At 71.8% G+C, this 10,575-nt stretch carries 9 protein-coding genes; 5 read left to right on the top strand and 4 right to left on the bottom strand.

What is annotated here, in order from left to right:
* Nucleotides 1–293 (top strand): LPXTG cell wall anchor domain-containing protein (locus E1294_RS14795; RefSeq protein ID WP_132508837.1); only part of this gene is annotated, 293 nt, incomplete at its 5' end.
* On the opposite strand, the gene E1294_RS14800 is transcribed toward E1294_RS14795, so the two are convergent.
* Nucleotides 254–754, bottom strand: coding sequence for an Lrp/AsnC family transcriptional regulator (locus E1294_RS14800; protein WP_132508840.1), 501 nt, complete (start codon nt 752–754; stop codon nt 254–256). The genes E1294_RS14795 and E1294_RS14800 overlap by 40 nt on opposite strands.
* Nucleotides 755–908: 154 nt before the next feature.
* On the opposite strand from E1294_RS14800, the gene E1294_RS14805 reads away from it, so the two are divergent.
* Nucleotides 909–4,337, top strand: coding sequence for an indolepyruvate ferredoxin oxidoreductase family protein (locus tag E1294_RS14805; RefSeq protein ID WP_132508842.1), 3,429 nt, complete (start codon nt 909–911; stop codon nt 4,335–4,337).
* Between the two features lie 2 nt (nt 4,338–4,339).
* The gene (locus E1294_RS14810) at nt 4,340–5,479 is read left to right on the top strand and encodes an acyl-CoA dehydrogenase family protein (protein WP_132508844.1); all 1,140 of its coding nucleotides are present in this window, start codon (nt 4,340–4,342) and stop codon (nt 5,477–5,479) included.
* A 327-nt stretch (nt 5,480–5,806) separates the two neighbouring features.
* On the opposite strand, the gene E1294_RS14815 is transcribed toward E1294_RS14810, so the two are convergent.
* Nucleotides 5,807–6,931: a hypothetical protein gene (locus E1294_RS14815; protein WP_132508846.1), complete on the bottom strand. Its 1,125-nt coding sequence runs from the start codon at nt 6,929–6,931 to the stop codon at nt 5,807–5,809.
* Entirely contained in the window at nt 6,924–7,514 is a 591-nt protein-coding gene (locus tag E1294_RS14820) for an RNA polymerase sigma factor (RefSeq protein WP_132508848.1), read from the bottom strand. Before E1294_RS14820 ends, E1294_RS14815 begins: the two co-directional genes overlap by 8 nt.
* Nucleotides 7,515–8,202: 688 nt before the next feature.
* On the opposite strand from E1294_RS14820, the gene E1294_RS14825 reads away from it, so the two are divergent.
* Nucleotides 8,203–8,628 carry a pyridoxal-phosphate dependent enzyme gene (locus tag E1294_RS14825; RefSeq protein ID WP_132508850.1) on the top strand — a complete coding sequence of 142 codons (426 nt, stop codon included), beginning with the start codon at nt 8,203–8,205 and terminating at the stop codon, nt 8,626–8,628.
* Nucleotides 8,618–8,968: a RidA family protein gene (locus E1294_RS14830; RefSeq protein ID WP_132508852.1), complete on the top strand. Its 351-nt coding sequence runs from the start codon at nt 8,618–8,620 to the stop codon at nt 8,966–8,968. The genes E1294_RS14825 and E1294_RS14830 overlap by 11 nt, the downstream gene beginning before the upstream one ends.
* 71 nt (nt 8,969–9,039) lie before the next feature.
* On the opposite strand, the gene asnB is transcribed toward E1294_RS14830, so the two are convergent.
* Entirely contained in the window at nt 9,040–10,572 is a 1,533-nt protein-coding gene (gene asnB / locus E1294_RS14835) for an asparagine synthase (glutamine-hydrolyzing) (RefSeq protein WP_132508854.1), read from the bottom strand.
* Between the last annotated feature and the right edge of the window lie 3 nt (nt 10,573–10,575).

The raw sequence follows: 10,575 nt of genomic DNA on the forward strand, positions 1-10,575 counted from the left end.
CCCACGACGACGGGCCCGCCCCCGCCGCGAAGCCCCGGAAGGAGAGGGACACGGACCGCGCGGAGCCGAGGCACGAGCCGCGCGACGCCGCCCCCGGCGAGCGGGCGGGCCGGCACGAGCCCCGTTCCGCGGCGCACGACCGGGCGCCGCGCGCTGAGCGGCTCGACCAGCGGCCGCTGCCCATGACCGGCGTGTCGATCTGGATGCTGGTTCTCGGGACGGCGGTACTGCTGGCGATCGGCCTGCTCGTACGCTATTTCTCCCGCCGCGACCGGGCCAGCGGGATCCCCTGATTCCAGCCGCTGCGCGGCGCCAGCGCGTCACGCGTCCACGTCCCGAGCACCAGCAGCGTCTTCGTGCCCGTCACGTCGCCGGCCCTGCGCAGCCGGTCGATGACCTGCTGGAGGTGCCCGAGGTCCCGCACCCGTACGTGGATCAGCGCGTCGGGGTCGCCGGCGATGGTGAAGACCTCCTGCACCTCGGGCACGTCGGTGGCCGTGCGGACGATCTCGCTGACCGGGGTGGTGCCGGGGTAGCGCAGCTCGGTGAACGCCTCGATGCCCCATCCGAGCTTGGCGTAGTCGATCTGCACGGTGAACCCGGTGATCACGCCCAGGTCCCTGAGCCGGTCGACGCGCCGCTTGACGGCGGCCACGGACAGGCCGACCCGCTCGGCCATCTCGGAGAACGTCCTGCGCCCGTCCTCCCGTAGCAGGCGCAGCACCTGGTGGTCGATGTCGTCGACGTCCGGCATGCGAGAACCTTCCCCTGGGCGCAAACAACTTCGACCATCAGGCGTGCCGCCGTACATTGTTTGCGTCTTGCGAGCGCTTTCTCATCTCATACTTGCGCATCGTGTGCCCGCATTGCTGTGCTGGGAATCCCACGTACGAAGCCAGGAGGTCCGCATGAGCCCCAGCGAGACTCCCGCCCCCGTGTCACTCGACGACAAGTACGCGGCGCTCGACGGTCGGGTGCTCATCTCGGGCGTTCAGGCCCTGGTGCGCCTGACGCTGGAGCAGCGCAGGCTCGACCGGGCGCGCGGGCTGGACACGCGGGCGTTCGTGTCCGGCTACCAAGGGTCCCCGCTGGGCGGTGTGGACCTGGAGATGGGGCGGGCGTCGCGGTTCCTGGGCGAGATGGGCGTGGTGTTCAAGCCGGGCCTGAACGAGGAGCTGGCGGCCACGGCGGTGGCCGGCACCCAGCTGCTCGACCAGGTGCCGGGACGCCGCCACGAGGGCGTGACGGGCTTCTGGTACGGCAAGAACCCCGGCCTCGACCGGGCCGCCGACGCCATCAGGCACGCCAACACGGCGGGCACGGCCCCGCTCGGCGGCGCGGTGGCCTGGATCGGTGACGACCCCGGCTGCAAGTCGTCCACCCTGCCCAGCTCGTGCGAGCCGATGTGCCAGAGCCTGGCCATGCCGCTGCTCGCGCCCGGCTCGGTCGCCGAGATCATCGAGTTCGGGCTGCACGCGGTGGCCCTGTCGCGCGCGACCGGGCTCTGGGCAGGGCTGAAGATCGTGGCCGACATCGCCGACGCGTCCGCCACCGTCGACCTCGGCCCGCTGCGCGCGCACATCCCCGCCCCGGACCGCGCCGCCCGCGCGTCGTCCCCGATCCTGCTGGGCGCGGCGGCGCTGGACGCCGAGCACGACCTGCTGACCCGCCGCCTCGACCTGGCCCGCGCGTACGCTCGCGCACACCGCCTGAACCGGGTGATGTCCGGCGAGGGCAACACCGCGCTGGGGATCGTCGCGTCCGGCACGACGTACGCGGTGGTCCTGCGGGCGCTGGCCGACCTGGGCCTCGACCGCTCCGCTCTGAACGACGCCGGGCTGCGGCTGATCCGGCTCGCGATGCCGTTCCCGCTCGACCACGCCGAGCTGGCCACCATGACGTGCGACCTCGACCGGGTGCTCGTGGTCGAAGACAAGGTGCCGTTCCTGGAGGGGCAGCTCAAGCAGGCTCTGTACGGCCGCGACCGGGTGCCGGCCGTGCTGGGCAGGGAACTGCTGAGCGCCCGCGGCACCCTGAGCGCCGAGGACGTCGCCAAGGCCCTGGTCGCCTGCCTGGATCCCGACCGGCTGCCCCGGTCCGCCGTCACCGCCGCCCCCACCGGCCCGGCCGAGGGCCAGCGCGAGGGCCAGGCGAAGAAGCCGCGGCCGCTGCTCCCGCTGGTCGCCGCGCGCACCCCGTACTTCTGTTCGGGCTGCCCGCACAACACCTCCACCCGCACCTCCGACGGGACGCTCGTCGGCGTCGGCATCGGCTGCCACGCCATGATCGCGCTGGACGGGCACGGGCGCGGCACCCAGGTCGGCATCACGCAGATGGGCGGCGAGGGCGCGCAGTGGATCGGGCTGGCGCCGTTCACCGAGGACCGGCATTTCGTACAGAACCTCGGCGACGGCACCTTCCACCACTCCGGCTCGCTGGCGATCAGGGCGGCGGTGGCCGCCGGGGTGACGATGACGTACAAGCTGCTCTACAACGACGCCGTGGCCATGACCGGCGGGCAGCGCGCGGAGGGCCGGCTCGACGTGCCCACGCTGACGCAGGAGCTGGCGCTGGAGGGCGTGCGCCGCGTCGTGGTGACCACGCCGGAGCCGGAGACGTACCGCGGGGTGCGGCTGGCGCCGATCGCGTCCGTACGGCACCGCGACGACCTACCCGAGGTCGAGAAGGAGCTGGCCGCGCTCGACGGCGTGACCGTGCTCATCCACGACGACCGGTGCGCCGCCGAGGAGCGGCGGCTGCGCAAGCGCGGCAAGCTGCCCGCGCCCACCGAGAAGGTCGTGATCAACGAGCGGGTCTGCGAGGGCTGCGGCGACTGCGGCGACGTCTCGACGTGCCTGTCCGTGCAGCCGGTCGAGACCGAGTACGGCCGCAAGACCCGCATCCACCAGGCGTCCTGCAACACCGACCTCAGCTGCCTCAAGGGCGACTGCCCGTCGTTCCTGCTGGTCGAGCCGGGCACCAAGCGGCCACACCAGGCTCCGCCGCTGCCCGCCGAGCCGCCGGAGCCCACCGTCCGGGTGGGTGACGACGTGCTCATCAGGATGCCCGGCATCGGCGGCACCGGCGTCGTCACCGTCTCGCAGATCCTGCAGATGGCGGCGCACCTCGACGGCCTGCACACGGCCGGGCTGGAGCAGACCGGGCTGGCGCAGAAGGGCGGGCCCGTGGTCAGCGACGTGCGGATCTCACCGCGCCCGCTCGCGGGCTCCGTACGCGCCTCGCACCGCATGGCCGACGTGCTCATCGGGTTCGACCTGCTCGGCGCGGCAGCCGACGCCAACCTGGCCGTGGCCGCACCCGAACGTACCATCGCCGTGCTGAACACCTCCGTCGTGCCCACCGCCGCCATGGTGACCGGCCGCGCACCGGTGCCGGGCCACGCCGGCGCGGTCGCCCGCGTCGAGCCGGCCGTCAAGACCGTCGAGTGCGTGGCCGCCCACGAGCTGGCCGACGTCCTGTTCGGCGACCACATGCCGGCAAACCTGCTGCTGGTCGGCGCCGCCTACCAGCTCGGCTGCCTGCCGGTCTCGGCCGCGTCCATCGAACGGGCCATCACCCTCAACAGGGCCTCCGTCGAGCAGAACCTCGCCGCCTTTCGCTGGGGCCGCACCGCCGTGTCCGACCCCGCCGCGGTGCGCGAGATCATGGCGCCCGCGCCGGTGCCGGAAGGGTTCGACGAGGTGGTGGCCGCGCGCGCCGCCGACCTGACCGGCTACCAGAACGCGACGTACGCCCGCTCGTACACGGAGGACGTGCTGCGGGTGCGCGCCACCGCGGTCCAGCGCGCCGGTGAGCAGGCAGGCGCCGAGATCGCCCTCGTCTACGCCCGGGGCCTGCACAAGCTCATGGCCTACAAGGACGAGTACGAAGTCGCCCGCCTGCACCTCGACCCGGCCGAGCAGGAGCGGCGCGAGCGCGAGTTCGGCGCCGACGCGGCCGTGTCCGTGCTGCTGCACCCGCCGCTGCTGCGCGCGATGGGCATGAAGCGCAAAATCAAACTGCGCCGCTCGGCCCCCGTGCTGTTCCGCGGGCTGCGGGCCGCGCGGGTACTGCGCGGGACGGCGCTCGACGTGTTCGGCCAGGCAAAGGTACGCCGCGTCGAACGCGAGCTCGTCACCGAATATCGTGAACTGGTGCGCGCCGCCCTGTCCCGGCTCACCCCCGGCACCGCTGCCGTGGTCGCCGAAATCGCGGGCCTGCCCGACCTGATCCGCGGGTACGAGGACATCAAGCTCGCCCGGGTCGCCGACTTCCGCGAGCGCGCCAGGACCGCCCTGGCGCGGCTGGACGAGCCCGCCGCCCCGACCCAGGAGTGACCGTGACCGTCGACCGTCTGCTTCCCGACCAGGACGCCAAGGACCTCATCGACCTGACGCGCGAGATCGCCGACAAGGAGCTCGCCCGCCGGGTGGACGAGCACGAACGCGCCGAGACCTACCCCGACGGGCTGTTCGCCACGCTGGGCGGCGCCGGGCTGCTCGGGCTGCCGTATCCGGAGGAGCTGGGGGGCGGCGGGCAGCCGTACGAGGTCTACCTGCAGGTGATCGAGGAACTGGCGATGCGGTGGGCGGCCGTCGCGGTCGCGACCAGCGTGCACACCCTCGCCTGCTTCCCCGTCTACGCCTACGGCACGCCCGAGCAGCGCGAGCGGTGGCTGCCCGACATGCTGGCAGGACGCCTCGTCGGCGGCTACAGCCTGTCGGAGCCGCAGGCCGGATCCGACGCCGGCGCCCTCACCTGCAAGGCGGAGCGGGTCGAGACCGGCTACCGGATCACCGGCAACAAGACGTGGATCACCCATGGCGGGATCGCCGACTTCTACGCCCTCTTCGCCCGCACCGGTGAGGGGTCTCGCGGTGTCTCCTGCTTCCTCGCCCCTGGAACCGCCGAAGGGCTCTCCTTCGGACGCCCGGAGGAGAAGATGGGCCTGCACGCGATCCCCACGACCAGCGCCCACTGGGACGGCGCCGTCCTGGCCGGCGACCGGCTCATCGGCGAGGCGGGGCAAGGGCTGCAGATCGCGTTCGGTGCCCTCGACTCCGGCCGGCTCGGCATCGCGGCCTGCGCCACCGGCCTCGCCCAGGCCGCGCTCGACGAGGCCGTCGCCTACGCCAAGGAGCGGCAGACGTTCGGCAAGCGCATCATCGACCACCAGGGGCTCGGGTTCCTGCTCGCCGACATGGCGGCCGGGGTGGACAGCGCACGGGCGACGTACCTCGACGCGGCCCGCCGCCGCGACGCGGGGCTGCCGTACGGCAGGCAGGCGAGCGTCGCCAAGCTGGTCGCCACGGACGCGGCGATGAAGGTGACGACGGACGCGGTGCAGGTGTTCGGCGGGTACGGGTACACGCGGGAGTTCCGGGTCGAGCGCTACATGCGCGAGGCCAAGATCATGCAGATCTTCGAGGGCACCAACCAGATCCAGCGCCTGGTCATCAGTCGGCATTTGGCCAAGTAGCCCCTGACATGCGAGGACTCCACTCCCCTGTGCTGGGATGCGGGGTTCTTTGTGTGGGGATCGGGCCTGCCGACCGCCGCCAACGACCCCCTGGTGGAGTTGCTCGGCCGGACCCGCGCTGAGATGTTCCGCTGATCGTGGCCACGCGGGACTGCACCACGAGCGGGCTCCATCGCCGGGCGGGATGAACCAGGACGGGAGGAAGCCCTTGGTCGACCAGAGCGACAGGCGTTGCCCGGCGACACCCATGCCTCACCACCCACGCCACTGACCATCCCCCCGGGCAGCGGGCCGTCCTCGCTGATGCGCAGGAAGCCGGAAGGATGGTCAGTCGTGGTGCGGTTCCTCGCTGGTCCAGCCTGCCATGTGGACGTCGGTCTCCTCCAGGAGAGTGCCCGGCCCCAGCCCGCGGAACGACCCGCCCTTGACGGTCTTCCTGCCGCTCACGAGCTGGTAGGTATTTGGCTCAAGAGTGATCGTGTACTCGAAGGCGGCGCTGCCGTCCCGCATCTCGCCGTCCGCGGCGATCGCGATCCCGCTACGGCCGTCGGAGGTCGTCACGCCCTTCGTGGTCCGTACACCGGGCAGGCCGGCGAGCAGACGGAACGTCGCGGCCCTGACCTCGGAGGAGGACGCCTCCAACAGCAGGAAGGAAAAGCCCCGCTGCAGCTTCTCCGCCGCACTCCAGCTTTCGGAGCCCGGCGGGAAGATCAGTTCCTGGAACCGGCTGGGATCCGCGGCCATCTCCTGCCGTTCGGGGGCCTTGGCGGCGGTGACGGCGTCTTTGGCGGCGGCCTCCTCACATCCCTTGGGGTCCGGCTCCTGGGCGCACATCCGGCTGACCAGCCGCTTGCTGTCCTCCGGGGTGGTCTTTTGCTCCTTCCAGCCGGTGTCGGCGGGGGCGCCGGTGGCCACGTACCGGCTGTCGCGGTAGGTGAAGGACGTGGGCGAGCCCGCCCGTTCCCACGCCCGCCTGTCCCTCTGCGTCAGCGGGCGCGCGGAGAGTGTTCGTTCGAAGGCCACGTGGGTGCCCTCCTTCGAGCGGGGGCGCCAGATGTCTATCTCCTGCGGGACGAGGATCGTGTACGGCTCGGCCCCGTCGACCAGGCCCGCGAGGGCCTCCACGGCGTGGGCCCTCCAGAATCGTCCCTCCGGTTCCGCCTCTGCCCGCTCGGCCGCGGCGAGGAGGATCGTCCTGGCGGAGAGCTCCCCCCGGGAAGTCGGCGGGACGGGTGTGCGGCCGACGCCGGTGATCGTCAGGGTGATCGTCACCGCGGCCGCGGCGGCGATGGCTCCCAGTGTTACGGCCCGCCTGTGCCACCGGGGACGGGCACGGATGGATGCCGCGCCGCCGCCCGCCTCCAGCGCGAGCCTCGCCCGGATGCCGTGCTGCAGCCGCGCGTCGGGCGTGATCTCACCATAGGCCTCACGCACCATCTTCAGGTCATCCACGGCCAGGGGTCCTTTCTGAGCTGCCGGGCTGGGCGTCGTGCATGGGGTTGGTGTCGCCGAGGGCCGCGCGCACCTTTTTCCTGGCGCGGTTGAGCCGGGACCCCACGGTCCCGTACGGGATGCCGAGTGCGGCGGCGATCTCCTCATGGCTCAACTCGGCCAGGGCCACGAGCAGCAGCACGTCACGGTCGCCGTCGTTGAGCGAGCTGATCGCTTGGGCGATGGCCGGCTGCAGTTCCTGGGCCGTGACGCTGGTGACGACCCGGTTCTCTGGTCCCTCGACCGTGAGGTCGGGTGGCTGGCGGCCCATCGCCCGCAGGGCGCGCATCTCGGCACGGCGCTGCATGCTGATCAGGTTGGTCGCGATACCGTACAGCCACGTCCTGGCGCTGCTGCGGGCGGCGTCGTAGCGCGACCTGTTACGAAACGCGGTGAGGAAGGTGTCGGCGACGACGTCCTCGGCGGCGCTCAGCCCCAACCGGCTCGCCACATAGCGGTGGATCTCGGCAAAATGCGCGTCGAATATCGCGGCGAAGCGTTCGGGTTCGGCGGCGGAGAGCCGCAGCTCGGTGGATTCGTCCATATGTTGGGGAGCTGTCACGTAGGGGGCCTGGGCATCGGTCGCCTCTCGACGAGGTGGGCTATGTCGGTGTGTATAGTCCGATCTCCCTCATTGCTTTCACGGTCGGCGGAAACCCGCAGTGGCCTCTCCAGCCCTCGCTCGGCAACCCCGCCTCACATCCGGAACGCAGGCGACGGCGGAGGAGAGGTCAACCGGGCCTCACCGCATCACGTTCCCATCGCGCCACGCTGAAGAGCTTGAAGAGGCTGAGCCGGAAGAAGACGGCCCTTCATCAACCTCTGGAGCGTCTCCTGACGGTTCGTGCACGGAAGGTGCTGAGTCTGACTGCGGTGGAAGCCGGCACCTGTGGTCACAACCAAGTCACTGCCGACCACCTCTTGATGGGCTCGTCCCGTCTGAACGAGAGGGTAGCCGTCACGGCGCTCGGCAGCGATCTTGCTCACAGATGGATGTCCGCCGTCGAGGAAGTGCGCCATCAGCGCCTATTCAGGCACCTGCCCGGGCTCTGTCCCCGGCTGGAGGGAGTCACCTCCGGCAGGGGAGACGTACCCGGTGAAGCGGCGCAACTCTCGGCTGAGCGTAGCTACAGCAGCAGTCACGCCAAGCAGCCCGCCCAGTACGACGAGCGCCACCGCGCCGCCCAGTGCCGCAGCCGGTGTCCCGCCGAGAACCGGGCCGAAGGGTTTGAGTGCCATGCCGCCCACTGCGGCCGAGGACCCTGGTGATCGGGGTGGAACCGGACCTGGCCTCGGATGCGGCGCAGAGCCTGCGCGAGGGCCGGCGCGTCGCGTGGGAACCCGAGCAGACGTACCGGACCGTGGCCGACGGCCTGCGCACCACTGGCCTCGGCGTGGTGCCGTGGGAGCAGATCCGCCGCCATCTGGACGAGATCGTGACCGTCGGCGAGGAGCAGATCCTGGACGCCGTACGGCGCCTGGCCGTGGACGCCCGGCTCGTCGCCGAACCCAGCGGCGCGGTGACCTTCGCCGCCTACCTCGCCGGGGAGACGGCCGGCAAGCACGTGGCCATCCTCAGCGGCGGTTCGGTGAATCCCGAACTGCTCGCTCGCGTACTGACCCAGCCCGACCTCCAGGAGGCTCTTCATGACCACTGATCCGCAACATCCGTACAGCCCGGCCACGGTCGCCTGCGGGCTGGTCTTCGTCTCCGGCTCGCTGCCGCTGCGGGAGGATGGCACCGTGGTGGCCGGCGGCCGGGCGGCGCTGGACGCGGCGGTGGACACCATGCGGCGGCGGATGTCCACGGTGGGGGCGCGGCTGGAAGACGTGGTGAAGCTGACCTACTTTGTCACCGACATCGCCCTGCGGGATGTGGCCAACCAGCAGTTCCTCGACCTCTGGCCCGAGCCGAGGCCTGCCCGCACCGTCGTCGGGGTGTCCGAACTGCCCTATGGCAGCCCGGTGGAGATCGACGCGGTGGTGAAGGCGCCCTGACCTGCGCTCACCCGCCCCGGCACACGGATGTCGCGGTCGCCCAGGAGCCTTCCGGCATGGCCATGGCCGGTTCAGGCGGTGGCGAAGCGGGTGAGCACCGCGTCGGGACGGACGGCGGGCAGCGCCCGCCGGAAGATCCGGTAGTAGGCGAGTTCTTCCTTGGTACGCAGCTCGATGCCGGACTCCTGGACCGCCGCGGCCAGTTCGCCGTCGCCCACGCGTGCCTCGAAGTGCGGCGTCAGGAGGTCCTGGGCGCCGCTGCCGGTGCCGAACTGCACCTTGCGCCGCCACAGCAGCCGCTCGGGCAGCCAGCCGGTGAAGGCGCGGCGCAGGTGTCCCTTCTCCATGCCGTCGGGCTCCAGTGACTTGAGCTCGGGCGGCAGGGACATGGCGTGCGCGATGACGTCCGCGTCGAGGAAGGGGACGCGGGCCTCCAGGCCGTGCGCCATCGTGACGCGGTCGCAGCGCTGGAGGTTGAGCCCGTGCAGCCGGCCGAGGGTGCGCTTCAGCTCGCGCTGCAGCCGGCCGGGTGCCGCGTGGCCGCGGTGGTAGTAGTCGTAGCCGGCGAACAGCTCGTCGGCCCCTTCCCCGGTCAGCACCGCCTTGACGTGCTGGGCAGCCAGCTCGGACAGGAACCAGTTGGGTACGGCGCTGCGGATCAGGCTGGCGTCGAACGACTCCACCGAGGCCACCACCCGGTCCACGACGGAGATGGCCCGGTCGGCGTCGAGAAGGGTCTCGTGGTGCTCGGTGCCGAGGAACTCCGCCACCTCGCGGGCCGCCAGCAGGTCGGGCGATCCAGGGGCGCCGACGGCGAACGTCTTCAGCCGTTCGCCCCTCGATCCGTACTCGGCGGCGGCGACGGCCGCGACGATGCTGGAGTCGAGGCCGCCTGAGAGGAACACGCCGACGTCCACGTCCGCCATCAGGTGCCGGATGACGGAGTCGGCCAGCACCTCGCGGGTGGCCGACTCGGCGCCGGCGGCCGGGACGCCGTCCCACCGGCGTGTGCGGCCCCGTGGTACGGCCTCGGCGAAGCGCACCAGGCCGGTCTCCGGAGTCCAGTAGCACCCGGGCGGGAACGCCTCTGTGGCGGCCTGCGCCTCGGGCGGGAAGGCCCGCAGCTCGGAGGCGAAGCGCGCGCCGTCCGCGGTGCGCGCCCAGTACAGCGGCTTGATGCCGAGCGGGTCCCGGGCGGCGACGAACCGGCCGTCGGGTGCGGCGGCGCACAGCGCCCACATCCCCTGGAGCCGGTTCAGCGCGTCCGGCCCGCACATCCGCAGCAGCACGAGCGCCGCCTCGCTGTCGGAGGCGGTGGCGAACCACTCCTGCCCGAGGCCCTTGCGGATGTCGGTGTGGTTGTAGATCTCCCCGTTGCAGACCAGCGACCAGCCGTCGGGTGCGGCCATCGGCTGCCTTCCCCCTGCGAGGTCGACGATGGACAGCCGGGTGTGCCCGAGCCACGCCCGCTCGCCGACGAGCCGGTGATCGTTGTCGTCCGGGCCGCGGTGCGTGATGCGTGAGAGCATCCACTCGCCCGCGGCGCGGGTATGGAGGGGGTCGGTTCCGGTCGGTTCGCTGTAGAGAGCCGCAATGCCACACATGGT

Source organism: Nonomuraea diastatica, from assembly GCF_004349015.1.
GTDB lineage: Bacteria > Actinomycetota > Actinomycetes > Streptosporangiales > Streptosporangiaceae > Nonomuraea > Nonomuraea diastatica.

What these genes read in the sequence shown, in the direction of transcription:
- E1294_RS14800 (WP_132508840.1), bottom strand. Translation starts at nt 754, where the DNA reads ATGCCGGACGTCGACGACATCGACCACCAGGTGCTGCGCCTGCTACGG.
- E1294_RS14805 (WP_132508842.1), top strand. Translation starts at nt 909, where the DNA reads ATGAGCCCCAGCGAGACTCCCGCCCCCGTGTCACTCGACGACAAGTAC.
- E1294_RS14820 (WP_132508848.1), bottom strand. Translation starts at nt 7,514, where the DNA reads ATGGACGAATCCACCGAGCTGCGGCTCTCCGCCGCCGAACCCGAACGC.
- E1294_RS14830 (WP_132508852.1), top strand. Translation starts at nt 8,618, where the DNA reads ATGACCACTGATCCGCAACATCCGTACAGCCCGGCCACGGTCGCCTGC.
- asnB (WP_132508854.1), bottom strand. Translation starts at nt 10,572, where the DNA reads ATGTGTGGCATTGCGGCTCTCTACAGCGAACCGACCGGAACCGACCCC.